Origin of the sequence: Pseudomonas sp. LAM2023 (genome assembly GCF_016620375.1) — a bacterium.
GTDB classification, from domain to species: Bacteria; Pseudomonadota; Gammaproteobacteria; order Pseudomonadales; family Pseudomonadaceae; genus Aquipseudomonas; species Aquipseudomonas anuradhapurensis.
The window spans coordinates 1-25,299 of the sequence record NZ_JAENHV010000009.1; the positions used below are offsets into that span (position 1 = coordinate 1).

Annotated in this window: 26 protein-coding genes and 2 pseudogenes; 18 read left to right on the forward strand and 10 right to left on the reverse strand. The window is 60.8% G+C overall.

All coding sequences use genetic code 11. The features are described 5' to 3' along the window. The 5 genes and pseudogenes from JKP78_RS00110 to JKP78_RS00130 all read left to right on the forward strand — a co-directional run. On the forward strand, positions 1-1,215 hold a 1,215-nt coding region (locus JKP78_RS00110), incomplete at its 5' end, for an RHS repeat-associated core domain-containing protein (RefSeq protein ID WP_234454389.1). 3 nt (positions 1,216-1,218) lie between these two features. Further along, complete coding sequence (locus tag JKP78_RS00115; RefSeq protein ID WP_186685524.1) at positions 1,219-1,848, forward strand: hypothetical protein; 630 nt, start codon at positions 1,219-1,221, stop codon at positions 1,846-1,848. Between the two features lie 124 nt (positions 1,849-1,972). After that, positions 1,973-2,301 (forward strand): annotated as a pseudogene (locus JKP78_RS24940) (RHS repeat-associated core domain-containing protein); the annotation flags it as partial. Between the two features lie 379 nt (positions 2,302-2,680). Continuing rightward, entirely contained in the window at positions 2,681-2,971 is a 291-nt protein-coding gene (locus JKP78_RS00125; RefSeq protein WP_186685526.1) for a hypothetical protein, read from the forward strand. 550 nt (positions 2,972-3,521) lie between these two features. Continuing rightward, positions 3,522-3,887 (forward strand): hypothetical protein, encoded by a 366-nt coding sequence (locus tag JKP78_RS00130; RefSeq protein ID WP_186685528.1) that lies wholly within the window; start codon positions 3,522-3,524, stop codon positions 3,885-3,887. 165 nt (positions 3,888-4,052) lie between these two features. Here the strand turns inward: JKP78_RS00130 and JKP78_RS00135 are convergent, their stop codons facing one another. Both JKP78_RS00135 and JKP78_RS00140 read right to left on the reverse strand, forming a co-directional pair. Further along, positions 4,053-4,277 carry a hypothetical protein gene (locus tag JKP78_RS00135; protein WP_186685529.1) on the reverse strand — a complete coding sequence of 75 codons (225 nt, stop codon included), beginning with the start codon at positions 4,275-4,277 and terminating at the stop codon, positions 4,053-4,055. A 26-nt stretch (positions 4,278-4,303) separates the two neighbouring features. Continuing rightward, positions 4,304-4,786: a hypothetical protein gene (locus JKP78_RS00140; protein WP_200625805.1), complete on the reverse strand. Its 483-nt coding sequence runs from the start codon at positions 4,784-4,786 to the stop codon at positions 4,304-4,306. Between the two features lie 229 nt (positions 4,787-5,015). On the opposite strand from JKP78_RS00140, the gene dapF reads away from it, so the two are divergent. Both dapF and JKP78_RS00150 read left to right on the forward strand, forming a co-directional pair. Next, positions 5,016-5,822, forward strand: coding sequence for a diaminopimelate epimerase (gene dapF / locus JKP78_RS00145; protein WP_200625806.1), 807 nt, complete (start codon positions 5,016-5,018; stop codon positions 5,820-5,822). Positions 5,823-5,942: 120 nt separating this feature from the next. Continuing rightward, a complete protein-coding gene (locus JKP78_RS00150) occupies positions 5,943-6,992 on the forward strand; it encodes an alpha/beta hydrolase family protein (protein ID WP_186685532.1) in 1,050 nt (349 codons plus the stop codon). A 33-nt stretch (positions 6,993-7,025) separates the two neighbouring features. On the opposite strand, the gene JKP78_RS00155 is transcribed toward JKP78_RS00150, so the two are convergent. Continuing rightward, entirely contained in the window at positions 7,026-7,454 is a 429-nt protein-coding gene (locus tag JKP78_RS00155) for an MAPEG family protein (protein ID WP_186685533.1), read from the reverse strand. 190 nt (positions 7,455-7,644) lie between these two features. Between JKP78_RS00155 and JKP78_RS00160 the strand changes: the two are divergent. Further along, a pseudogene (locus tag JKP78_RS00160) lies at positions 7,645-8,468 on the forward strand (MmyB family transcriptional regulator). Between the two features lie 6 nt (positions 8,469-8,474). On the opposite strand, the gene JKP78_RS00165 reads toward JKP78_RS00160, so the two are convergent. Further along, the gene (locus tag JKP78_RS00165; protein WP_170029521.1) at positions 8,475-9,701 is read right to left on the reverse strand and encodes an MFS transporter; all 1,227 of its coding nucleotides are present in this window, start codon (positions 9,699-9,701) and stop codon (positions 8,475-8,477) included. A 233-nt stretch (positions 9,702-9,934) separates the two neighbouring features. Continuing rightward, on the reverse strand, positions 9,935-10,810 hold the full coding sequence (locus JKP78_RS00170; RefSeq protein WP_200625807.1) for a universal stress protein: 876 nt from the start codon (positions 10,808-10,810) through the stop codon (positions 9,935-9,937). Positions 10,811-10,990: 180 nt separating this feature from the next. Between JKP78_RS00170 and JKP78_RS00175 the strand changes: the two genes are divergently transcribed. Next, the gene (locus JKP78_RS00175) at positions 10,991-11,239 is read left to right on the forward strand and encodes a hypothetical protein (RefSeq protein ID WP_170029523.1); all 249 of its coding nucleotides are present in this window, start codon (positions 10,991-10,993) and stop codon (positions 11,237-11,239) included. Between the two features lie 109 nt (positions 11,240-11,348). On the opposite strand, the gene JKP78_RS00180 is transcribed toward JKP78_RS00175, so the two are convergent. The 3 genes from JKP78_RS00180 to JKP78_RS00190 form a co-directional block, all read right to left on the reverse strand. Further along, positions 11,349-11,729, reverse strand: a complete 381-nt coding sequence (locus JKP78_RS00180) for a termination factor Rho (RefSeq protein WP_186685535.1) — start codon at positions 11,727-11,729, stop codon at positions 11,349-11,351. Positions 11,730-11,826: 97 nt separating this feature from the next. Then, positions 11,827-13,290, reverse strand: coding sequence for an MFS transporter (locus tag JKP78_RS00185; protein WP_200625808.1), 1,464 nt, complete (start codon positions 13,288-13,290; stop codon positions 11,827-11,829). Between the two features lie 17 nt (positions 13,291-13,307). Beyond that, positions 13,308-13,667 carry a hypothetical protein gene (locus JKP78_RS00190; RefSeq protein WP_186685539.1) on the reverse strand — a complete coding sequence of 120 codons (360 nt, stop codon included), beginning with the start codon at positions 13,665-13,667 and terminating at the stop codon, positions 13,308-13,310. A 289-nt stretch (positions 13,668-13,956) separates the two neighbouring features. On the opposite strand from JKP78_RS00190, the gene pstS reads away from it, so the two are divergent. The 9 genes from pstS (at position 13,957) to JKP78_RS00235 (ending at position 23,820) form a co-directional block, all read left to right on the forward strand. Then, positions 13,957-14,988: a phosphate ABC transporter substrate-binding protein PstS gene (pstS, locus tag JKP78_RS00195; RefSeq protein WP_170029527.1), complete on the forward strand. Its 1,032-nt coding sequence runs from the start codon at positions 13,957-13,959 to the stop codon at positions 14,986-14,988. Between the two features lie 72 nt (positions 14,989-15,060). After that, complete coding sequence (gene pstC, locus JKP78_RS00200; protein WP_186676966.1) at positions 15,061-16,026, forward strand: phosphate ABC transporter permease subunit PstC; 966 nt, start codon at positions 15,061-15,063, stop codon at positions 16,024-16,026. Then, complete coding sequence (gene pstA, locus JKP78_RS00205) at positions 16,026-16,919, forward strand: phosphate ABC transporter permease PstA (RefSeq protein ID WP_186686030.1); 894 nt, start codon at positions 16,026-16,028, stop codon at positions 16,917-16,919. The genes pstC and pstA overlap by 1 nt, the downstream gene beginning before the upstream one ends. 75 nt (positions 16,920-16,994) lie before the next feature. After that, positions 16,995-17,756, forward strand: a complete 762-nt coding sequence (gene pstB, locus JKP78_RS00210) for a phosphate ABC transporter ATP-binding protein PstB (protein WP_217858976.1) — start codon at positions 16,995-16,997, stop codon at positions 17,754-17,756. A 46-nt stretch (positions 17,757-17,802) separates the two neighbouring features. Beyond that, positions 17,803-18,501 carry a hypothetical protein gene (locus tag JKP78_RS00215; protein ID WP_186685541.1) on the forward strand — a complete coding sequence of 233 codons (699 nt, stop codon included), beginning with the start codon at positions 17,803-17,805 and terminating at the stop codon, positions 18,499-18,501. Next, a complete protein-coding gene (locus JKP78_RS00220) occupies positions 18,501-19,127 on the forward strand; it encodes a hypothetical protein (RefSeq protein WP_200625809.1) in 627 nt (208 codons plus the stop codon). Before JKP78_RS00215 ends, JKP78_RS00220 begins: the two co-directional genes overlap by 1 nt. 288 nt (positions 19,128-19,415) lie before the next feature. Further along, positions 19,416-20,600 (forward strand): porin, encoded by a 1,185-nt coding sequence (locus tag JKP78_RS00225; protein WP_186685545.1) that lies wholly within the window; start codon positions 19,416-19,418, stop codon positions 20,598-20,600. 177 nt (positions 20,601-20,777) lie between these two features. Further along, a complete protein-coding gene (gene nosP, locus JKP78_RS00230) occupies positions 20,778-21,941 on the forward strand; it encodes a nitric oxide-sensing protein NosP (RefSeq protein ID WP_186676955.1) in 1,164 nt (387 codons plus the stop codon). Then, the gene (locus JKP78_RS00235; RefSeq protein ID WP_186685547.1) at positions 21,910-23,820 is read left to right on the forward strand and encodes a PAS domain-containing hybrid sensor histidine kinase/response regulator; all 1,911 of its coding nucleotides are present in this window, start codon (positions 21,910-21,912) and stop codon (positions 23,818-23,820) included. The genes nosP and JKP78_RS00235 overlap by 32 nt, the downstream gene beginning before the upstream one ends. A 5-nt stretch (positions 23,821-23,825) precedes the next feature. Here JKP78_RS00235 and JKP78_RS00240 read toward each other — a convergent pair whose 3' ends face one another. Both JKP78_RS00240 and JKP78_RS00245 read right to left on the reverse strand, forming a co-directional pair. Further along, on the reverse strand, positions 23,826-24,491 hold the full coding sequence (locus tag JKP78_RS00240) for a response regulator (RefSeq protein ID WP_186676943.1): 666 nt from the start codon (positions 24,489-24,491) through the stop codon (positions 23,826-23,828). Positions 24,492-24,548: 57 nt separating this feature from the next. Next, complete coding sequence (locus tag JKP78_RS00245; RefSeq protein ID WP_200625810.1) at positions 24,549-25,109, reverse strand: PQQ-dependent catabolism-associated CXXCW motif protein; 561 nt, start codon at positions 25,107-25,109, stop codon at positions 24,549-24,551. Positions 25,110-25,299: the final 190 nt, after the last annotated feature.

Sequence of the window (25,299 nt, forward strand, 5' to 3'; positions counted from 1 at the left end):
CGCCCGCTGGAAGCCGATCCACGGCGCAACAAGCTGATGGACAACCTGCTGCGCGAGTACGCCGGGACCCATTACAAGTACGACGAACGCGGCAACCTGATTCATCGGCTGCACAACGGCTCCCATGCCCATTTCACCTGGGACCTGTTCGACCGGCTAACGGGGTACAACGACGACAAGCTCAAGGTCGACTACAGCTACGACGCCCTGGGTCGACGGTTGCACAAGCACTCGGTGGCGCACTTCTGGGACAGGCCGGAAGCGGGCACCGGTTGGAACCAGCTGCAACGGGCCAAGCGCCAACGTGAACTTGGCTGCGGCTTTACCCTGTTCGGCTGGGATGGCGACACCTTGGCCTGGGAAAGCTCACCGCCAAGGGACGATGGCGATACTGGCCGTACCGTGCATTACCTGTACGAGCCGGGCAGCTTTGTGCCGGTCGCTCAGGCGCTGCGCAAGAGCCCGATCCGCTTGCACAAGCAACCGGACTGGAGCCAGCGCGAATACGATTTTGACCAGGATCCGCTGTGGCATACGGAGGTGAAACCGCAGGCGTTTGACGCAATTGCCTGGTACCAATGCGACCATCTCGGCACGCCGATGGAGCTGACCGATGAGCAGGGCGATGTTGCTTGGGCGGGGCAGTACAAGGCGTGGGGTGAAGTCAAAGAGGAGCGCTCGGAATGGGCCAAACAACACGGCCTGAGCAACCCGATTCGCTTCCAAGGTCAGTACCATGATCACGAAACCGGGCTGCACTACAACCGCTATCGATACTATGATCCAAAGGCTGGGCGATTTGTTAGCTTGGATCCGATTAGCTATGCGGGCGGTTTGAATTTTTATGAATACGCCCCTAACCCGCTAGAATGGGCTGACCCGCTTGGCCTGCAACGCGTAATCGCTACTAAAAGTCGTTCTATAGCGCTGAGAAAAGCCCAGCAGCATGCACAAGTTCCACGGAAGAGCAAGGGCGGCGAGGAGATTCCAATTGAACAGTTACGAGACGACAGCCGAGGAAAGAATTACGCAACTCTAAAAGGTTGTGGCGTTAAGTGCCTCGGTAGATCCTATACAGACGGATCCGAAGTATTTGATCATCCTGATGGCCACCCACATATGACGGGTGAAGGGCAACCTGAACACCATAGAAGTGCCCATGTACATGCTACCGATAAAAAAGGCGAAACAATTATTTTTACTTATCCGGGCTAGGTTATGACTAATTACGATTTGGTCGTTTATGGTGATGCGTTTCGGAAATTCAAAAATATTTCAAATGATTTAATTAGAGGGCTTCCTGCAAAAGATGATGACGAATTTCTCACAATGACCGCTTCAAGTGCTAGTGGTGTTGTAGGCTTCAAAACGTGTGAGAATTCGGAAGAATTTATAAGGCGCCTGCTAAACAGATGTTTCTACTTGGATGCGAGTAAAAATCGTATATGTAGGCCTGGAGAGCAGGTAGAAAAAAATATCCCAGGATATATATTTATGAGCAAAGGGGGTGAATTTGAGGTTCTTGTGAAAGAGTATGAGGACTATGTTTTGAGTTGCAAGAAGCATAGGGTTTTATCGAAGTATCATGATGTGCCTTCTCCTGCGCCCGCTTTGCTATCAGTGCTCATCGATGATGATCGTCGCAAAGTTAGCGTGGAGCTTTATGAGAGCTTACTGGCAACGTGCCATTTTTTTGGAATAAGGATCAGTTCCGGGGAGCATGGTTGGGGTGCATTTGATCTGGTCTCATCCAGTATGGATCATGTGTTGAATATTATCTCAGATCTTGCTGCTCCTAGTGGAAATATAAAGTTTGTCAATGACGCGAAGGAACTTCCGTACAATTGATCTTATAGGGGGCGTCATGCTCGCATGATAATAGTGTAAAATTTGGGATGGCAAGATAACCCATCAAAAATGGGCAGCATTGGCAAACTTTTTCAGCCAACCTGCCCGCGAATTTCTCATTTGTTACCTGTACGAATCGGGCAGCTTCGTGCCGGTTGCTCAAGCGCTGCGCGACAGTCCGATCCGTTCGCAGGAACAGCCGGAATGGAGTCAGCGCGAATATGACTTTCACCAGGATCCGCTGTGGCACGGAGGTGGCGAAACAGCATGGCCTAAGTAACCCGATTCGCTTCCAAGGCCAGTATCACGATCATGAGACGGGGCTACACTACAACGCTATCGATATTATGATCCGGAAGCTGGTAAGTTCCTTAGTCAGGATCCCATTAGCTATGCTGGGGGCTTGAACGTTTCAATCCAATACAATGGACCGATCCCCTAGGGCTGTCCCCTAAGTCAATTGCTAAAGCAATTTTTGAGCTGAGAGCGGGTCGTAGTGTAACGGTATGTTCATTCAAGGATGCATCAGCAGTTCTATTCGGAGCCTTCCCAGGCGCACAAAAGTCTGCGGGGCGGGTGATAAGGATGCAGATAAAACTGCAAGAGACAAGGCGGCGTTCAAGTCAAATCGTCAAAATGGATCAGGTCTGGCGTCTTACCATATGGATTACAAAATTAATCCTGCTACCGGCGTTCTCTTTGGGTACGAATCTTTGCCGGACGGGCACCCGCATAAAACTATTCCTCATGTAAGCGTTGTTACGCCAAATGGGGGAAGGGCTGATATATTTGTAGAGCGCCGTGCTAGTTGTCAGCGGAAATAGGAGGTGGCATGGTCGGGGTAAATGATTTGAAAGAAATCAATGCGCGACTTAGAAATAAAGGGTGTATATGGGTTAATGCGGAATATTGGAGTGAGGGCGAGTTGATAAAAAAGGAGCTTTTTTTGAGATTGTCTGGCTCTAGGTGTAGCGTGGGTTTTGATCATTATTTAGATAAATATGAGGATGCAACTAGTCTATACATGGCCTATGTTCGTAGAGATTTTGATCAGCTATCTGATGCTATAGAATTTTGTATTGGAGAGTTGTCTTTTAAGGTCCAGGATTTTTTGGCGAGTTGATTGCGGGGTGATTCGGCTTGTGAGTATTCGCAATTAAATTGTACATTAAAGGATAGTAATGGTTGCTATTAAGCCTGTTGCAACTACAAGGAGGGCAGATACCTGATCGACGGTTTTCACAATGGTTCCCAGGCCATCTCACCTAGGACCTGTTCAACCGGCTAACGGGGTACAACGACGACAAGCTCAAGGTGGACTACAACTACGATGGCCTTGGCGAATTGGTGCCTCCCATCATATTTACCGAGATGCAGCGATGAAAGGGATTTTAGGGTATGGCATTAATGACGATTAGCCTTCATAGAAAGAAACCCTGATGGTAGGACGAGAGGAACCCCGCAGTACCGTGCTAACACGACGCAGAATAGTGTCTCTACTGCAAGGGTTTTGGGTGGCGAGATCATAGTGGATTATAGCGCTCTACGATTAGCGGGGTTGAGCCCAATGGTTGTGAAGTGTGCGGCATTGCAGGCTAGGATTTCACTGGGATGGAGTTGGCAGTGATACAACTACACAGACGCCCTTGGGGCGTGCGAGGTTTAATAAAAAAATGAAGTGTGTAGAGCAGTTGGCTTACAGTAAGTTAAAGCGTTTCGTAGATGGTGTTTCGAATAGAGATTCATTCCTATTGCGGCGAGAGTTTTCTATAACTCCTTCTGTGATTGACGAAATATGTGAATCAATTGATGGTTTTTATGATTCGGGAGTAAAGCTTTCAATTGCGAACTTGGCAAATGCTGGGCAGGTTCAAGCTGGAGGGCGAAGTTTGATCGATTTTTATCCTATGGATGATGGCGCTTTAGGTGTGGAATGTGTATTGCTAGTTGATGGCAAGGCAGGGGAGGCCATTCTGCATGCTGAATTTTCCATTGAGGGTGATAAGTGCGAGTTGAAGTACAGGTATATAGGCGCTTGATTTGAGTCCCTCAGTGTTGTTGCTGTTTGGTGGGTTTGATTGAAGAGTGGAAGCTGTATTAAACTTAGGCTGCGGTTTGTTCGCTGGCGAGGGTTGTGTTGATTCCTGCCGGCTTAGTGCTTCTCCATATTCGGCGTATTTTGATTTAAATTTTTTCCTCTCAAATCATCGTCTAGTCAGAAACAACCCGATGCCGACCAGCACAGCAAGGGCAGACATCAACCCCAAGTCAAAGCCCTGCAAATGGGGCCGGCTCAGCGCAACGCTACCAATCAGTCCTGCAATGATCATTGCAACGCCTAGCCACTTACGCAGCCGGTACGGTTTAAGGACTCGTTCAAATAGAAAAGCCAGCGCAACGAAGATGACTACCTGGATAGGTTCGGACATCTGCACCTCCTATCAAGCCCTGATGATCACTCAGCAGTACGCTGCGGGCCAATCCCACCATTCACCTGCGCCTGAATACTCACGATAACGTCGCCAGCATGGTAAGTGGGTAAAACGTCATTAACGTAAGAGCGCACCCCCATCCCTACAGCAGTGCCGGCGGCGAGCCCTGCTAGTGGCCCGGCCAGATTGCCCACGGTACGGGCAGCCCCACCGAAGGCGGACAGAGCCAGGTTGGCAATGCTGGTGCGCTGGGTATTGAGAGTGTCTGCTTGTTGACTGGTCAGCGGTTGGGAAATGCCGACCATCATCACGCAGGGCAGGTTTTTTGCCTGCATCTTGTCGTATATCTCTACGACTTTGCTATTGACTTGAAAATGGGCGCGCTTTGCTTCGCCGAAATGCAGCTCGCGCAAGCGGCCGCGTTCACTGTCGGTAAGGGTGATCTGCGAGACGCTGAACACGATCCCGTGGTTGCCCATGTACTGATATGTTCCTTCAAATTTCATTCAACGCATCCTTTCGTAACAGACATTGATTCTGAACAACCGGGTATCCAGATGCAAATTCGCAGCTTCGCACGGTACGCTCCCTCCCGCGCTTGCCGGTATTCATAACGTTTGCTCTCGGCCAACGTGACGCCCCCACCCAGGGCCCGCTAACGGCGCAACGGTCGTGTGCTATGTTTCAGCCACACTTCATCATTTCCCGCCCCGAATCGTCCTGGTGGACCAACTCATGCAGTTCGTAAAATATCACGCAGCTGGCAACGACTATCTCGTCTACCACGACGATATCCCATTCGATTTCTCGACCCCGGCTATCTCGGTGATATGCGATCGGCATAAAGGACTGGGCAGTGACGGCATCCTAGTGCCTGTCATCGAGCCAGGCAAAATGCTCTCGGTGCGTATTTTCAACACCGATGGCTCCGAGGCGGAGAAGAGCGGCAACGGCCTGCGAATTCTGTGTCGCTACCTTTGGGACCAGGGCATCGTTACAGACGAAGCGTTCGAACTGGCAACCAAAGGCGGCAAGGTTCATTGCCAGGTACTCGACCACGGAAGACGCATTTCCATCGCCATGGGTATGGCGGCATTCCCCGAGACCGAACGCCACGCAGTGGACGTCGATGGCATGCAACTGCAACTGAACCCCGTATCGATGGGCAACCCCCATTGCGTAGTGTTCGTCGAGCAACCCACCGAGACACTTGCACGCCGATTCGGGCCAATCATTGAGCACTTGGCACTTTTTCCAAACAGAACCAACGTCCAATTCGTCAACGTTGTGGATCGCCGAAACCTGACGGTGCAGATCTGGGAGCGTGGCGTGGGCTACACCCTGTCTTCGGGCACCAGCAGTTGTGCCGCTGCGGCAGTCTCACATCGGCTTGGGTTCGTTGATGATCAGGTGACCGTGCACATGCCGGGGGGGCAAATCACCATCGAGCTCGATGAGGCCTACAACGTCCTCATGCAGGGCCCGGTGTGCAAGATTGGGCGGTATTGGCTGGATCAAGAGTGTCTGTCACAGATCGGCTGAATGCGCTCATCGCAACCCCGCTGCGCAAAAGTATGGGTGTGCCGCCACCATGGCTGGTATGGTGCCTGCGCTCGGTTCGCATCCTCTCGACACTGAACCCCGTCAAGGAAGACAAAAACAATGAAAACAGTCCTCGGCCTGCTGCTCTTCATTAGCCTGCAGCTACCGGCATTCGCTGGCTACAAGACCATTGGCTTCCAAGCCTCGACATTATCGGACGAGCAAAATGCCCGCCCGCTGGAGCTGGTCATCTGGTACCCGAGTACGACCACTGCCGCCCCCCGGCTGGTCGCTGATACCGCAGTGTTCATCGGTGACCTCGCCGTACACGACGCACCTCCAGCTGCAGGCACATACCCGCTGGTGGTGCTTTCCCACGGCTTTCGCGGAAACTGGGGCAACCAGTCGTGGCTGGCCAGTGCACTGGCCCACCAAGGCTACATCGTGGCGGCGGTCAACCACCCCGGCACCACCACCCGCGATCGCGGCCCTGCGGCCGCGGCACAGTTGTGGCAGCGCCCCATCGACCTGCGCCGGGCCATTGATGCGGTGATGGCCCGGGCGGGCCAGGTTGGACGGGTGGCGAAAGGGCAGGTCGCAGTGGTCGGCCATTCCCTGGGGGGCTGGACTGCGCTGGAAATCGCCGGCGCCCGGTTCGATGCCACGCGCTTCGCCCAGGACTGCGTCACCCATCCGCAGTTGTCCAGTTGCAGCGTTTACAAACAGATCAATCCCGACCGCGACCCGGTATCGCAGGCACGCCTGGGCGGCGATCTGCGCGACGACCGTGTCACCGCCATCGTTACCCTGGATCTTGGCCTGTCACGGGGCCTGAGCGATGAAAGCCTGGCGGCATTGCCGGTGCCGGCGCTGGTGATTGCGGCGGGTGCGCCTTCGGCAGACCTCCCGGCGCAGTTGGAGTCTGCCGACCTGGCCAAGCGCCTGCCTGCGGCGACCAGCCGTTATGTCGAGATCGCGGACGCCAGCCACTTCAGCTTCCTGTCGCCGTGCAAACCAGGTGCGGTGGCGTTGCTTGAAGAGGACGCGGCTGGGGACGGCGCTATTTGCCGAGATGGTAATAGCGCCCGCACGCGGACGCAGATCCAGTTGCAGATTGCCTCACTGGTCAGTGGCTTCCTGCAGCAGCATTTCGCCATGGCTGATCGCTGAGGCCGTTGGACAGTTGACACCTGGCCGGCTCGATCACGGCGATAGCAGGGTCTTCATGAGCGATGCGCAGAGCCCCAGCAAACAGAAGATGCCGACACCGTAGCAGGCCGTTCGCCAAGGCTGGATGCCCTTCAGGTAGGCCAGGGTGTGCAGTACTCTGGCGACGGTAAACACAATGCTCAGACTGGCCGTGACGGGTGCAGGGGCATTCAGGGCAATGGCCAGCCCACCGAGCGCGAAGAACGCCGGAATGTTTACCAGGTCGTTCGCCCATGCCCGGCTGCCTCGGATGACTTGCGCCAGCTCCTGGCCCCGAGCTGCCCGCTTGAACACAGCGGCATCCTCTGCATTGGTGAATGCCTTGTGACGTAACCGGAACAAGCCCTGGTAGCAGGACACCGCAAACATCTTCAGGAACAGCACCACCACGCATGATGCATAGACCGTCAATGCACTGGTCATCCCTGGCGCCTCCGGTCAATGGTGGGATAGGGAAACAGCGAAAAAAGCCGCAAAGAAGCCAGCGCAAACAGGCGAACTGCCATGGTCCTGTCCTTGGTAGGGTTTGCTGGCACAGTACGGACAGGGTGCTTTACGCTCAATGACCTGTGAGGTCATGACACAGGACACAAGGATTAATCGGAGGTAAGGCATGGATCGCTTGCGGTACTACCAGAAGACCGTCACCCCAACTACGACGGCGGGCCAGCATGTGCGCAACCTGCGCCGTCAGGCGGGGCTCAGTCAGCTGGACCTTGCGCTCATGGCCGGCGTTTCCCAACGCCACCTCAGCTGTGTCGAAACTGGGCGCGCCAGAGCGAGCCCCGGTACCTTGCACGCCGTGCTTTCGGCCCTGGGGGCATCGCTGGAGTACTGCAACGAAGTGTTTCTCGCTGCTGGCTATGCCCCTCGCTACGCCGCAACGCCGCTCGAATCGCCCGCCCTGGATGTAGTTCACGCGGCCATCGAGCAGATCCTGCAGGCGAACAATCCGGTGCCTGCCATCGTCCTCGACAACAACTGGGACATTGCAGCTGCCAATGTCAGCACCGGTCTGCTGTTGGCCATGGCGGGCATACCGCAGGATTCGGCTGCAGGCCTTAACTTGTTGGAGACGCTGCTCAGCCCCGGGGGGCGGGGTGACCGCTTGGCAAATGCGCAGGAGGTCCGTGCCGCTGCCTGGCACCGTGCGGCCCGGGAGTCGGCCTGCAATCCGGCCCTTGCCAAGCGCCTGAGCAGCCTTCCGCCCCCGGGTAATGCCATGCAGGCAACGGTCACCAGCCCGATGCTGCTGACACGTGTGTGCACGGCAACTGGTGAGTTGAGTTTCGTCTCTACCTTCACCACCTTCGGCATGCCACTGGACATTACCGTGGAGTCATTGCAATCGAACATTTGATACCCGCCGACCTGTCGACCCGGCAACGGATGGCGCAGGCGTTCGAGCAGTGGAACCTGGCACACGGCTATCGCTGATGGCCCTCAGCCGGGTTGCGCCGCCAGGCTGTTGCTGACATTACGCCCCAGCACCAGCACGGTGGCGAAGCCACAGCCGACCAGCGCCGTGGCCAAGCTCAACAGCACCGCGCTGCCCAGCTGGTCGACGATGCGCCCGCCGAAGAACGAGCCCAGCGCAATGATCACCTGGAACATGGCAACGAACAGCGGCATGCCACGTTCGACATCCTTCGGTGCGACCACGAACATCCAGATGCTCGCGCAGGCCGGGAACGCACCGAAGGCGAAGCCCCACAACCCGATCAGCATCGCGGCACCGCTGAGGCCGGTGGCGAAGTGCGGAAACAGCGCGGTGCTGGTGCCGATCATCACCGCGACCAGTAGCAGGGTATGGCGCACGCTGCGGTTGGCCGCGAAACCGGCAAACAGATTGCCGATTACCCCGGCCACGCCATACAGCAACAGCAACGAGCCAATGGTCGGCCCATCGAAGCCGGAGCTCTGCTTGAAGAACGGCGCCACATAGGTGTACGCGGCAAAGTGCGCCAGGCCGATCAGCAGGACGGCGATCAGGCCGACGCGCGCCAGTGGGTTGATGAACAGGGCCGGCAGGTCGCTGATACGGATGGCCTTGTCCGGGTTGAGCCGGGGCAGCAACAGTACCTGCGCCAGCAGCACCGGGACACCCAGCAGCGCGGTGATCAGGAAGGTCATGCGCCAGCCCATCAGGCCACTCAGCCAGGTGCCTACCGGCACGCCCAGCACGGTGGCCAGGGTCACCCCGACCATGATGATCGAGGTGGCCTGGGCAACGCCCACGCCCTTGGGGGCCAGGCGGCCGCTGAGGGCGATGGCGGTCGCCCAGAAGCCACCGATACTGATGCCCAGCAGCACGCGCCCGAACAGCAGCAGGCTGAAGTCGCTGGCATAGGCCACCACGGCGTTGGCGATAATCATGATCAGTGTCAGGCCGATCAGCAGGTAGCGACGGTCCAGGGCGCCAATGCCCACCGACAGCAACGGCGCGGCAAGGGCGGCCATGATGCCGGGCAGGGTCACCATCAGGCCGGCGTGGCCGGCACTGATGCCGAGGTCGCTGGCCACGTCGTTGAGTACACCCACCGGCAGAAACTCGCTGGTCACCAGCGCGAAGGCGCCGACGGCGACCGAGAGAATCGCCAGCCACTGTTGTTTGACACTTTGTTGCGCATGTTCGGGCAGGCCACGAGGAGCCTGGCTGGAATTTTCCATGGTCTTGGATTCCGGAAGGGAGATGTCGCCTGAAGCAGGCGCTAGGAGCGGGGAAGAATCTGAAAGCGATTGTACGGGGCGGTTTTGCCAGGCCAACAGGCGTCGCTCGATAGTAATCATCAATGCGATCGATGCAACGCCTTGCGCGCAGCACCCGTTGTTGGCCTGGGGTATAAAGCAGCAGGCTACCGCCCGCCAAAATGGAGGACGGCTGTCCTCCACCTCACGGCAGGTTACGGCGCGACCAGCACATCACATTGGGACTCGTTCAGCACCTGCTGGGTGACGCTGCCGATCAACAGTTCTTCCAGTGCGCCTTGCCCCTGTTTACCAACCACGATCAGGTCGCATTCCAGCGCCTGTTCCTGTTCGGCAATGCGCCACGCCGGGTCACCGTGCAGCACGATCTGCCGGGCTTCGGGCAGCCCTGCGAGTGCGCTCAAGGCCGCGAGTTGCTGTTGGGCATCCTGGCGGATGACATTGCGATAGTGCTTGAGGGTGTCGTGATCGATGCTGGTGAAGCGCATGCTGCTTTCGAAGGGGGCCTGGTACACATGCAGCAAAACGATCTCGGCCTGCGGTGCAATGGTTCTGGCCAGTTCGAGGCTGCGCAGCGACGCCGAGGAAAAATCCACCGGCACCAGCAAGGTGCGATAGGTATCGCGCGGTGGCTGCTTGACCACCAGCACAGGGCAGGGCATGCGGTCGAGCATTTTCTGTACCGTCGAGCCCAGCAGCACGCGGCGTACCAGGCTTTGGCCCTTTGCTCCGCAAACCAGCAGGTCGCTGCGTTTGTCCTGCACCACGCGGGTGATCTCGGCGGTGACCGAGCCAGTGGCGACTTCCACACCGGCGCCAATGTCGTAGCGCTGGAACAGCATCGCGGCCAATGCGCGAATTTTCTCGCCAGCGGTATCCAGCACGCGCTTCAACAGGCCGTCATCCGGTGCAGCCAGTTGCTTCAGGCGCTCGAAGGGGGCCGGGTTGGCAACGTACAGCAGGTCCAGTGGCGCCTGGTGCGCCTTGCTCAGGTATGCCGCGCGCTCCGCCGCGTTGCGGGCAGAGGGCGACAGGTCGGTGGCTACCAGTATGTGTTTCAGCGGGCTCATGTGGGGCTCCTTGTCCAAAGCCGTGCGTGCAGCCATCGTCGCGCGAACCCCGCTGGGCGGCTTGATTTACATCAAAGGAGTACGGCACAGGGCGTCAGCACTGCGCCTGGCAATTTTTTGCATGAGCCAGCTTGATGCTTTCACATAGCCATACTAATACTAAGGTGTTGCCGAAAGGGGATGATCATGCAGACGCGCTTCGTTGTGGTTCCCGCTGTGCCACTCAAGAAAGAGACCTATCCTCGCCGGCTTGGCTTTCCTGCCGCCCTGGGGGAGGGTTACGACCTCTACGACACGCAAGACAAGGTTCGCCTGAGCCTGAACCTGCCGACTCGCGCGCAGGCTGAATTCGAATGTGAATGCCGCAACCGTTGTCCGGATGCCGATGCCACGCCTATCGCCGGCAATGGCCTGGGGGCCATGGGCTGAACCGCGCTGGATGCTGCTGGCAATCCCCGCTGCCACCGGGGCCGCTAACGGCTTGCGCGCCAAGTGTTGACCCCGGCGGCACCGTGGCCGCCCCCTGTCTCGATGTGCCTCAAGCGTGCTTGCGCAGCGCTTCAACCAACTGGGCCTTGGTCATGCTGGAGCGCCCCTTGATGTCCTTGCTGCGCGCTTCCTTCATCAGGCTTTGCTTGGTCTGGGTTTGCAGTGAGGCGCCCGAGCTGCGCGAATGGCCCTGACGTGACTTGGCGGCGCGTTTGGCCGAATCCGCGCGCGCGGTTTTCTTCTCGGCAGAAGAGGTCTTGCTGCCGGAGCCGCCTTTCTTCTCGCCACCTCCGGATTGTTTGTTGACCGTGGCCCAGGCACGGGCTTCGGCTTCATCCTTGGGCACGCCTTTGTGTTCGTAGCTTTCCTCTATATGTTCGGCCTTGCGCTTCTGCTTGTCGGTGTATTTGTCCTTGTCGCCGCGTGGCATGGTCTTCACTCCTGCTGTGGGCTTGCACGGTTGAACCCCGTGCAAGGGCAGAGTGCCGGGCAATGGACGAGCGGTGCCCCGGCCCGGCCGGCTTGGGTCAGGTGTCGCTGACCTGCGACAGCGGCCTGGCCACGTGCTCGAGCGGGCGGCGCTCGGCTGCCACGCCCCACACCGCCTGGGTGAGCGCGGCGATGACCATCAGCGCCGCGCCGAGCAGGTAGCCATACAGCACGTTCAGGCGCTCACCCGATGCGATCAGCGCGCCGAACAGGGTGGGGCCGATGAGGCCGCCGAGGCCTGTGCCAAAGGCATAGAACACGGCAATGGCCAGTGCGCGGATTTCCAACGGGAAGGTTTCTGCCACCGTCAGGTAGGCTGAACTGGCCGCAGCCGAGGCGAAGAAGAAAATCACCATCCAGGCGAGGGTCTGCTGCATCACATCGAGCAGCTGTTGCTGGAACAGGTAACCGCTGGCCGCCAACAGCAGGCCGGACACCAGATAGGTCAGGCTGATCATGATGCGTCGGCCGACCAGGTCGAACAGCCGGCCGAGCAGCAATGGCCCGCAGAAGTTGCCCAGGGCGAAGGGCAACACGTACCAGCCCACCTGTGCCGACGGCACGCCATAGAAGTCGGTGAGCACCAACGCGTAGGTGAAGAAGATCGCGTTATAGAAGAAGGCCTGGGCGGTGAGCAAGGTCAGGCCTACCAGCGCCCGGCGCCGATGCAGGACGAACAGGCTGTGGAAGACTTCGCGCAGCGGCGTATGATCACGCCCGCGCAAGCGCAGTGCAGGCCCCTGCAACGGCGGTAGGGCAATGCCGCGTTGCCGGTAATGGCGTTCGATGCCGGCAACGATGCGTTCGGCTTCCTCCGGCTGGTTGTGAATCATCAGCCAGCGCGGGCTTTCCGGTATCCACAGGCGCATCAGCAGGATGACCAGGCCGAGCCCTGCGCCAATGCCAAAGCACAGGCGCCAGCCCAGCTCGCCACCTGCCACGGCCGGGTCGAGCAGCACCACCGCACCCACCGCGCCCAGCGCCGCGCCGATCCAGAAGGTGCCGTTGATGGTCAGGTCGACCCAACCGCGGTAACGCGCCGGGGTGAATTCCTGGATGGTCGAGTTGATTGCGGTGTACTCGCCGCCGATCCCGGCACCCGTGAGGAAACGGAACACCAGGAAGCTCCACAGGCTCCAGGAAAATGCCGTGGCCGCCGTGGCGCCGATGTACAGGCACAGGGTGATGAAGAACAGCCTGCGTCGCCCCAGGCGGTCGGTCAACCAACCGAACAACAACGCGCCAGACACTGCGCCGGCGACGTAGGCTGCGCCGGCCAGGCCGATGTCGGTGGTGCTCATGGCCAGGGCCGGGCTGTCCTTGAGGGCCCCCGACAGCGAACCAGCCAAGGTGACTTCAAGGCCATCGAGCAGCCAGGTGATACCCAGCGCCAGCACCAGCAGCGTATGAAAACGCGTCCAGGGCAGCCGGTCGAGGCGGGCGGGAATGTCGGTGCTATGCAGGCGCACCTGCGCCGAGCCAGCGTCGGAAGGTGTCGTCACGCCAGGTACCCAGTGCCTCAGCTTCCCGAACCTGCGCCACTGCCACCCGCGCCGCCCGAACCGCTGCTGCCGCTTCCGGTCCCGCTGCCACTGCCGGAACCGGTACCCGTGCCGCTACCGCTACCCGAACCCTCGGTGGTGCCATCGCCGCCGGTGCTGTCGGTGCCATTGTCATCCGTGCCGCCCGTGCCCGTACCCATGCCGTCAGCCGGGGTGCCCGAGCCGCTCGCTCCCCCTTGGCCGTTCATGTGGCCATTATCGTGGGGCTGGCTGCCCGGGGCGGGCTGGTCGATGATGTCGGTGGCGGCCAGCGCCAGGGGCGCGCCGGTGCTCAGGCACAGGGCGAGCAGCAGCGATCGAAGCGTTGTCGGTTGCATGGTGAATCTCCTTTTCCAGTGGGTCACCCACTGTTCGGCCCGTAACCGGTGCACGGGTGCCGCGCTGGCGACGGACGGGCGCCAGGGCCATTCGCATGGTCATGCAATCGACATGTCAGGCCGTTAACGTTGGGCCAGACGCTTTTGCATGCGTCGTCGCCTCCGAGAGCTGGGGTGCGCCGTGATGGCGCGGCCGGGCGGCTCTATCCCGCGGCATGCCATTCATCGGTCACAAAGCTGTAACATTGCTGCTGCAAAGTGTGCCGGCCATCACACGGAGCGCTTTTCGATGATACGCCTGATGAAGTCTGCTGCACTTGCCGTTGCCGTTTCTGTCTGCGCCACTTCGGCCGCCTTCGCTGCAGAGAACGTACGCCTGACCGGGTCTGGCGCCAGCTTCCCTGCACCGATCTACCTGACCTGGTTCAAGGCCTTCAGCAAGGAAACCGACGGCGTCACCGTTGATTACCAGTCCAAGGGGAGCGGGGCGGGTGTTCAGGATTTTCTGAACAAGACTGTCGATTTTGCCGCCAGCGACTCGGCCATGAAGGCTGAAGAGATCGCCAAGGTCGGCGAGGGCGTGCAGTTGCTGCCAATGACCGCCGGTGAAATCGTCCTGGCGTACAACCTGCCGGGCAACCCGAAAGGGCTGAAGCTGCCGCGCGACGTCTACTCGAACATCTTCCTCGGCAAGATCACCCAGTGGAACGACCCGCAGATCGTCGCGGCCAACCCCGACCTGAAGCTGCCAGCTACCCCGATTACCGTAGTCGTGCGTGCCGACTCCAGCGGTACCACGGCGGTGTTCACCAAGCACCTGTCGGCGATCAACGCTGACTTCAAGCAAGCGCTGGGCGAGGGCAACACCGTCAACTGGCCCGCCAGCGACAAGTTCATCAAGTCGCCGAAGAACGACGGGGTAACCGCCACCGTGCGCCAGACCCCAGGTGCCATCGGCTACATCGAATACGGCTTCGCCAAGCTGGCCAAGGTCGACTTCGCCCAGTTGCAGAACAAGGCCGGCCAATACGTGGTACCGAACGCCGAAAGCGGTGCCGAGGCGCTGGCTGCGGTGAACATGCCGGAAAATCTGGTGGCCTGGCTGCCTGACCCGGACGGTGCCAAGTCCTACCCGATCACCTCCTACACCTGGATGATCTTCCGCAAGGACAACGGCAACCCGGCCAAGGCCAAGGCCATGCGCGACATGGTCGAGTACAGCCTGACCGAAGGGCAGAAGATCGCCGATTCGATGGGCTACATCCCACTGCCGCAATCGGTGGTCGACCAGGTTCGCAAAGCGTCCGCCAACATCCAGTAATGCCCTCGGGCGCTCCCGGTGCGGTCCTGTGGCCATGCCGGGGGTGTTTGCCCCCTGTCCCGGAACTTGCCCATGAACTCACCTTTCGCCATCCCGGATAACCCCCACTCCGCTTGCCAGCCGCCGTCTGCGAAAGACTTCCTGGTGGACCGCAGCTTCCGTGCGCTGGCACGCATCGGTGTGGTGCTGGTCCTGGCGCTGGTCTTCGCGCTGGTCTACGAAGTGGGCCGCAAGGCCCTGCCAGGTATCGAGAAGCACGGCTTCGATGTGTTGTTCGGCAGCGTCTGGGACGTCAACCAAGGCAAGTACGGCATTCTGCCGGCGATCTGGGGCACGCTGTACAGCGCCCTGATCGCCCTGTTGATCGCCGGTTTCTTCGGCGTCAGCATGGCCATTTTCCTCACCCAGGACTTCCTGCCGGCCAAGCTGGCGGCAGTTTTCCGCACCATTGTCGAGTTGCTCGCTGCGATCCCCAGCGTCGTCTACGGCCTGTGGGGCATCTACGTGGTGATCCCGGCCATCCGCCCGCTGACCACCTGGCTGAACAGCGAGCTGGGCTGGATTCCGTTTTTTGGCACGTCCCTGAGCGGGCCCGGGCTGCTGCCTGCCGCGCTGGTGCTGGCCATCATGATTCTGCCGACCATCGCCGCCGTTTCGCAGGATGCGCTGACCAGCGTACCGATGAAAACCAAGCAGGCGGCCTACGGTCTGGGCGCCACCCACTGGGAGGCGATCCTCAAGGTGATGGTGCCATCCGCAGCCACCGGCATCTTCGGTTCGCTGGTGCTCGGCCTCGGCCGGGCGCTGGGCGAAACCATGGCCCTGGCCATGCTGGTGGGCAATGCCAATACCATTTCCGTGTCCTTGTTCGCCCCGGCCAACACCCTGGCCGCGCTGCTGGCCCTGAACTTCCCGGAGGCCGGCCCGAACGAGGTCGAGGTACTGATGTACGCCGCGCTGGTACTGATGTTCATCACCCTGCTGGTGAACGTACTCGGCTCGATGATCATGCTCTACGCCCAGCGGGGTAACAAATGATGACCGACCTGACCTCCCCGACCAAGGCTTTGCCCAGCCTGCAGCGCAAGCTGGAAGGCCGTTCCCTGCGCAGCCTGGTGCTGACCACGCTGGCCTGGTGCGCGGCGCTGGTGGCCAGTGTGCCGCTGGTTTCGGTGCTGTACATGCTGATCACCCGCGGTGGTGCACGCCTCAACCTGGAGGTGTTCACCGAGCTGCCGCCCACCGGCTTCGAGATGGGCGGGGGCTTCGGCAACGCCATGGTCGGCACCTTCGTCATGGTTGGTATTGCCGCGGCCATCGCCGTGCCGGTCGGTATTCTGGCCGCGGTGTTCCTGGCTGAACTCGGCCCGGACAGCAAGCTGGCCAATGCTGCACGCTTTGCCGCCAGGATGCTCACCGGCCTGCCATCGATCCTGGCCGGGGTATTCGCCTACGCCCTGGTGGTGATGACTACCGGCACCTACTCGGCGCCGGCAGGCGGCGTGGCCCTGGCGGTACTGATGCTGCCCATCGTCGTGCTGACTGCGGAAGAGTCGATGAAGATGGTGCCCAAGATCATGAAGGATGCTGCCTATGGCATGGGCTGCACCCGGGCCCAGGTGATCTGCAAAATCGTCCTGCCCACCGGCCTGCCGGCCATCCTCACCGGCGTCATGCTGGCCGTGGCGCGTGCCGCCGGCGAAACGGCGCCGCTGTTGTTCACCGCGTTGTTCAGCAATTACTGGATCCTGCATGACGGCGACCTGGCCGTGATGAACCCGACGGCCTCGCTGGCCGTGCTGATCTACAACTTCTCTGGCATGCCATTCGACAACCAGCTCGAGCTCGCCTGGGCGGCCTCGCTGGTACTGGTGATGATCGTGCTGGTAATCAACATTCTGAGCCGAGTTTTCGGCAAGCCCAAGTACTGAGAAAGGGAGCATTCGACCTTGAACGTATCCACTGCGCAAAAAGCCGCTCCCGTGGTCAGCGAAGCCCCCATCGTCATGGACTGCAAGCTGGACAAGATCTTCTACGGCAACTTCATGGCCGTGCGCGACAGCCACGTACCGATCCGCAAGAACCAGATCACCGGCTTCATCGGCCCGTCCGGCTGCGGCAAGAGTACCGTGCTGCGCAGCCTCAACCGCATGAACGACCTGGTCAAGGGCTTCCGCTTCGAAGGCCACGTGCACTTCCTCGGCCAGGATGTCTATGGCAAGGGGGTCGACCCGGTCGTGGTGCGCCGCTATATCGGCATGGTGTTCCAGCAGCCGAACCCGTTCTCGATGAGCATCTTCGACAACGTCGCCTTCGGCCTGCGCCTGAACCGCTACAAGGGCGACATCGGCGACCGCGTGAAGCATGCCCTGCAGGGCGCCGCGCTGTGGGACGAAGTCAAGGACAAGCTCAAGGTCAGCGGCCTGTCGCTGTCCGGCGGCCAGCAGCAACGCCTGTGCATCGCCCGCGCCATCGCCACCGAACCGGAAGTGCTGCTGCTGGACGAGCCGTGCTCGGCGCTCGACCCCATCGCCACCCGCCGGGTGGAAGAACTGATGGTCGAGTTGAAGAAGGACTACACCATCGCGCTGGTCACCCACAACATGCAGCAGGCGATTCGTGTGGCTGACGAAACTGCGTTCTTTTCGGTCGATATTTCCCAGGGCACCCGCACCGGCTACCTGGTCGAAATGGGCCCGACCACGCAGATCTTCCAGAACCCGCGCGAGCAACTGACCGCCGACTACATCAGCGGCAAGTTCAGCTGAACCTTGGCCGCATCATTTTCCGTTGAAGTGTTACTCGGGGTTTCCAATGCCTGCCACGCGTCGTCTTGACCTGTCAGCGGTAGAGCGCGCACTGCGTGAGGTGCAGGGCCGTTTTGCCGAACTCAGCGAACACTTCACCGAGCCGCGCGATCCGTTCACCGACGAGGTGCTGCTGAATGTGGTTGAAGGCTATGCCCTGATTGATGACTATGTCGCACGTGGCATCGACCTTTTCGACCTGCAGCAGTTGAACCTGATGCTGGAGATCAATGCCACCGTGCTGTGCGGCAGCGACCCCGCCCGCCGCCTGGAATTCGCTGCGCATCTCGCCGCGACCGAGGCGCACTTCTTCAATAACGTCGAGGGCGGCATCAAAGACCTGTACAACTGGTACAGCGCCTACCGCAGTGACTCGGTGTGGAAGCGCGCAGCCGGTGTCTACGTGCGTATCCTCAGCAAGCCGCAGCTGTTCATCGAAGGCAACAACCGCACCGGGTCGCTGATCGTCAGCTACTTGCTGATGCGCGCAGGGCTGCCGCCCTTCGTGCTGTCGCTGGACAACGCCGAGGGTTACTTCAACCCGTCCTCGGTCATCCGCAATTCCGCCAAACACGGTGTCAAGGCCTTGTACGAACTACCCAAGATCAAGAAGAAGTATGCCGCCTTCCTCGAAGCGAAGGCGCCTGAAGCGGGCAAGTTCTTCCTTGGTGGCGTGTCCGTACCTGCCTGCGAGAGGTGCCGCTGATGCACCGCTCGTCACTGCTGCAACGTGGCTGGCAGGCCATCGAACGCCGCTTCAACCGGCCAAAGGTGCGCATCTCGTTCGACATCGACGACACGCTGGCCTGCCAGGCAGACCACGCCGCCGCCGAACACAGCAAGCTGCCGGCCTTTGTCCACCGCTGGTTGGGCGAACCCCTGCGCAGTGGCACGCGCTCGCTGATCCGCGACCTGCGCCGCCAGGGCTGTAGCATCTGGATCTACACCTCGTCGGGGCGCACGCCGTCCTATATCCGCCGCTGGCTGATGCTCTACGGCATCCGCGTCGACGGCGTGGTCAACAGTGACCGGCACCAGCATGTCCTGGCCAGGAACGGGCTTGGCCATGCACCTTCGAAGTTGCCCTCGGCTTTCGACATCGATCTGCATGTGGATGATTCCGAAGGTGTGCGGCTGGAAGGCATCGATCACGGTTTCCGTGTGCTGGTGGTGTGCCCGAAGGATGAACACTGGGCGCAGAAGGTGAAGGATGCGGCTGTCGATGTACAGGCACAGCTGGCCTGGCAACAACCGCACCGCTATGAAATGCCGGTGCGGCTGCGTCCGCAAGCGCTCGCTTCGCGAAACGACACGATTGCGCTCGGATTGTGAGGTGGGCGACGCGGTGGTTGGCACCGGCGGTGCCGGTGATCGCGGCTGAAGCCGCTCCTACAGGTACGGCGTCAGGTCGAAGGCGGGCTTTTTGTATTGGTACCTGCCTGCCATTAATGCCTAAACCCTAAGTCTCGCCTCCCGGCCCAACCCGGTAGCGGGCCCGAATGGTCGCATCCCACACGCCGGCCCAAAGCACCCGCCAGCCCGCTCCAAAGCAGCGTTTCTGGCCCTTTGCCCGCTTCTGATAATCGCCTCCGACATCCCGTCCCCGTTTCGGAGCGCGCCATGTACAACAATAAGAATCTGTCTCCCCGTTTGCTGGCGGCTGTCACCGTCAGCCTGTCGAGCCTTTGCCTGAGCAATGTCGCCGAGGCCGAGATCATGCTGTACGACAAGGACCAGACGACGTTTTCCACCGACGGCTATATCAACGCCTTCTACGTCAACAGCGATGTCGATCGCGAGGGTGAGCAGTACGACCGCCGCCAGTCGCGGGTGAAGATGGGCTTCCTACCCAACTACCTGGGCTTCAACATGGGCAGGCAGGTGGATGACCTCAAGCTCGGCGCGCGCGCCTCGTTCTGGGTGACCATCAACGACAGCGAAACCAACGGCACCGACACCGCCATCGATGTGCGCCAGTTCTACGGCACCGTGGCCAACCCGGAATGGGGCGAGGTGCTGATCGGCAAGGATTTCGGCCTGTTCGCCCGCTCCAACATCCTGCTCGACGAACTGCTGGCCGGTTATGGCCAGGTCAGTGACACCCTGGGCCTGGTGGACGGCGGCGGGGTATCGTTCGGCAACATCGGCAGCGGCTACCCATACCCGTTCCCCACCTCGCAGATCACCTACCGCACCCCGGTGATGGACGGCCTGCGCGTCGCGGTCGGCATCATGGACCCGGTGGACACCAACGACAGCAGCCCGACCGGCAAGGCCTACCAGGAGAACCCGCGTACCGAAAGCGAGATCACCTACCAGTTCGACCTGGGCGGGGCGCAGATCTACAGCTGGCTCAACGGCAGCTACCAGACCTCCGACAACACCGACCCGGCGGTGCAGTCGGTCACCTCCAAAGGTGTCGGCTATGGCGTGCAGGCGAAGATGGGCGGGCTGTCGCTGACCGGTTCGGGGTTCCAGGCCAAGGGCATCAACCCGTTCTTCACCAACAACGCTGGCGAACCGACCCTGCGCAATGTCGACAGTGACGGCTACCTGCTGCAGGGCTCGTACAAGTTCGGCAAGAACCGCGTGGCGCTGTCCTATGGCAAGACCAAGGACGATGGCAACGGCGCGGTCGACAGTGGTGCGGATTATGAAACCCGTGGCATCGCGCTGTTCCACGACATCAACGACAACCTCAAGCTGGTTGCCGAGTACAACCAGTTTTCCATCGATGGGCATGAAACCAGTGCACAGGACGAAGACACCGATACCTTCGCGGTGGGGGCAGTGCTGACCTGGTAAACGCCGGGCCCCCAGCCGCGGTGTGCGCATCGCACCGTGGCCGGGGGCCACAGGGCGTCCACAAATGGCGGGGCGCTTTACATCCATGGAAGTGGCCACCCGCTACCCAAGTAGCATTCGTCGCCAATGATCGCCTTCGTACACTCTTTGCTCAGCCAACCCGCGCCGGAGACCAGGATGCAGCAGGCTCACAACGACGGTGTGGTCAGCGCCATGTCCCAGGCCACCGACGCCCGGCTGGCGGCCGAGGAACTGGCGGCGCAGCTGCTGCACCCGCACCTGGGCTTCGTGCTGTTCTTCTGTTCCGCCGAATACGACCTGCAGGTCCTGGGCGAGGCCCTGGAGCAGGGCTTTGGTGGCATCCGCCTGGTCGGTTGCACCAGCGCCGGCGAGATCACACCGCTGGGCTACGGCCGCAACTGCATCACCGCGGTGGGCTTCGATCATCGGCATTTTTCCATCGCCACCGAGCTGATCGATGAGATGGAGCACTTCAGCCTGATCGATGCCCAGCAGATGGTCGAGCGCCTGGTCAGCACCTGTCGCAGCAATACCCTGGCGCCGATCAAGGGCCACAGCTTTGCCCTGACCCTGCTCGACGGCCTGTCCAGCCGTGAGGAGATGGTGCTCGCGGCGCTCAGCGCCGCCCTTGGGGATATTCCGCATTTTGGCGGTTCGGCCGGCGACGACAATTACCTGACCCGCACCCACGTGTACTTCGGCGGCGCGTTCCATAACGGCGCGGCGGTGGTGGTGCTGGTCAATACCTGGCTCGACTTCGAGGTGTTCACCACTCACCACATCCTGCCACGCCAGGAAAAGCTGGTGGTCACGGGGGCCGACAGTGCCTTGCGCCGGGTCTTCGAGCTGAATGCCGAGCCGGCAGCCGAGGAGTACGCCCGGCATATCGGCGTGCCGGTGGCCGACCTCGACCACCAGGTATTCGCCGCCCACCCGCTGGCCGTGCGTATCCATGACCAGTACTACGTGCGGGCGATCCAGCAAGTGCACCCGGACCAGAGCTTGAGCTTCTACTGTGCGGTGGAGAACGGCATCGTGCTCACCGCCATGACCCCCGGGCCTTTGTTGCCCAACCTGCAGCAGCTGTTCGACGGCTTGCAGCAGCGTCTCGGCCCACTGTTGCTGACCATCGGTTGCGATTGCTTTCTGCGGCGGCTGGAACTGGAAGGCCAACACGGCCTGGAGCCGATCGGCGCGTTCCTGCGCGAGCAGCGGGTGATCGGCTTCAACACCTACGGAGAACAGTTCAATGGCATGCACATCAACCAGACCTTCACCGGCGTCGCCATTGCCCGCAACCGGCCTCCCGTCAATCGCTGACCTGCAGCTTGAAATCACCCGGTTGCAGCATGAGAACCACAAGCTGCAGCGTATCAACGGCGCCCTGATCGAGCGCGTCGAGTCCGGTGTGACGCGTGGCAACGACCCTTACGCGGCGTTTCAGCACTCGGTGGTGCTGGCCGAGCAGGTGCGCGAACGCACCGATGCCCTGAACCAGGCGATGGCCGAGCTCAAGGCGGTCAACCGTCTGCTCAGCGAGGCGCGGCAGCGCGCCGAGACTGCCCACCAGCACCAGATCCGCCTGATTACCGACAATGTCCCGGCGTTGATCGCCTACCTCAACGCCGACCTGGTCTACGAATTCACCAACAAGGTCTACGAAGAATGGTACTGCTGGCCCCCTGGCGTGATGCTCGGCCAGCGCCTGCGCGAGGCCCACAGCGAACAGCATTACCAGCGCCTGGAAGCCTACGTGGCACGTGCGCTGGCCGGCGAGAGCGTCACCTTCGAATTCGCCGAAACCAACAGCAGCGGGCAGGAGCGCTACATGCTGCGTTCCTACGTACCGAATCGCCTGGCCAATGGCGAGGTCGCCGGCATCTTCGTGCTGATCCGTGACATCACCGAGCGGCGCAATACGGCGCAGGCGCTGCACCAGGCCTACCAGCACCTCGAGCAACGGGTACGCGAACGCACGGCAGAGCTGACCAGCCTCAATGAGCAACTGTTGCGCGAAATCGAGGAGCGCAGCCGCGCCGAAGCGCGCCTGCGCGAGGCCAAACGCGAGGCCGAGCAGGCCAACCTGTCGAAGACCAAGTTCCTCGCGGCGGTCAGCCATGACCTGCTGCAACCGTTGAACGCGGCGCGGCTGTTCACCAGTGCGCTGCTCGAAAGCCGCGAACCGCAGGACAGCACGCAGCTGGTACGCAATGTCAGCAACTCGCTGGAGGATGTGGAGAACCTGCTGGGCACCCTGGTGGATATTTCCAAGCTGGACGCCGGGGTGATCAAGGCCGACGTCGCACCCTTCGCCCTTGGCGAACTGATGGACAACCTTGCCGCCGAGTACGCCCAGGTGGCCCGCAGCGAAGGGCTGGCGCTGCATTTCGTCAGCTGCTCGGCCGTGGTGCGCAGTGATATCCAGTTGTTGGCGCGGATCCTGCGCAACCTGCTCAGCAACGCCATTCGCTATACCCCGCGTGGGCGTGTGGTGCTGGGCTGTCGGCGCCTGCGAGGCGGCCTGCGCATCGAAGTGTGGGACAGCGGCATCGGCATTGCCGAAGAGCACCTGGAGGAAATGTTCCAGGAATTCCGTCGCGGCGATGTGCAGCGCCCGCAGCAGGACCGTGGCCTGGGCCTGGGCCTGGCGATCGTGGAGAAGATCGCCGGTATCCTTGGCCATCGCATTCGGGTGCGCTCCTGGCTTGGCAAAGGCTCGGTGTTCGCGGTGGAGGTGCCACTGAGCACTGCCGCGCCCAAGGCCCAGCCGAGCCTGGCGATCAGCGAGCCGATGCTGGAACGCCTGCGCGGGGCACGGGTGTGGGTGCTGGATAACGATGCCGCCATCTGTGCCGGCATGCGCACCTTGCTGGAGGGCTGGGGGTGCCAGGTGGTGACCGCATTGTCGGAAGAGGACCTGGCACGCCAGGTGGACAACTACCATGCCGATGCCGACCTGCTGATTGCCGACTACCACCTCGACAACGACTGCAATGGTGTCGATGCGGTGGCGCGGATCAACGCCCGCCGCACCCAGCCGCTACCGGCGTTGATGATCACCGCCAACTACAGCAACGAACTCAAGCAGCAGATCCGCGAGCTCGGCCACACCCTGATGCACAAGCCGGTGCGGCCGATGAAGCTGAAAACGGCGATGAGCCACCTGCTTTCCAGCAGCCAGCCATCGCTTGGCGCATAGCCGGTTCAGCGGCGCAGGTAATCGCCGAAGTCGATATCGCCAGCGCTGAGGATGGCCTGCACCCGGTTGTGCACGTTGAGTTTGCGCAGGATCGCCGAAACGTGGGCCTTGACCGTGGTTTCCGCGATGTCCAGGGTATAGGCGATCTGTTTGTTCGACTCGCCCTTGGTCATGCGTTCGAGCACCAGCAGTTGCTTGCGGGTCAGCGCCTGGAGCATTTCCGGCGGGAAGCTCGGGGTATCGTTCAGGCGCCGGCTGGTGGCGCTTTTCTGCGCGCGGATGATATCGGGCGGCAGGTAGACATTGCCGTTGAGGATCTGCTCGATCGCTTCGATCATCTGCAAACGTGGCGACGACTTGGTGATGAACCCCACCGCACCGTAGGTGATGGCCTGCAGCACGATCTGCTTTTCCTGCTCGGCCGAGACGATCACCACCGGTGTGGTGGGGGCCTCGTTGCGCAGGGTGATCAGGCCATTCAGGCCGTGCATGCCAGGCATGTTCAGGTCGAGCAGGATCAGGTCGAGGTCATCGTGCTCGCGGGTCAGTGCCAGGGCGCTGTCCAGGTCGGCAGTTTCCATGACTTCGCTACCCTGGAACCCGTCGCTGATGACATTGTGGATAGCTTCGCGAAACAGCGGGTGATCGTCGGCAATCAGAATTTTGTACATGGCCTTTTCACCTCGTTTTTATGGGATGGAGCGGTGGCACGCATTCGCCAAGCGAATTCAGGGGAAGGGTTCCGGTTGCGCGGGGACAAGTGGCAGATTGGCCTGCTGCCAGGCGTCCAGGCCGTCGCGATACCAGTACAGGTTGTTATAGCCCAAGGCGTTCGCGCGTTTTACCGCGTTCCAGCTCAGCCAGCAATCCGAGCGGCAGTAGAACACCAGCGGTTGCTGCCTGCGCCCGGCGGTGGCGTCTTGCAGGTGGCGGGCGAAGTAACCTTGCCAGGCCGCGCTCAGCTCGCCGTCGCCGGTGTTGGCCAGCCAGCGGCTGCCGGGGATGTTGCTGTGCGGTTGGTCTTCGATGAAGCGGCCTTGCAACCATTGGCGCCGATAGACGTCGATCAGGACCGGGGCAGGGGTCTGCTTCAGCAGCCCTTGCAGCGTGGCGGTGTCGATCACCTGGGCGCCGTCGACCTGCTGCGGGGTCGGGCTGCGGTAGATGCTGGTGCGATAACCGTCGGCGGAAAACAACGGTTCCGTGCCGGCCTGGGCGATGCCCAGTGACAGACTCAGCGAAAAGGCCACCAGCAAGGGGCGCGGCAGCCGGGGCAGGGCACGTGGCATGGGGGTTATCCTTTTTGTTATAGGCCCATTACATGCCAGCGGCGGTGCATTGTGAATGCGACGATCAGATAGCAAAGGCAGTACTAAAGTAGTAGATGGCCTGGCGCGTTGACGGTTGCACCGATTCCCGGATGGATGCCCCCCCCTGTAGGAGCGGCCTCGTGTCGCGATCGGGCTGCAGCGCAGCCCC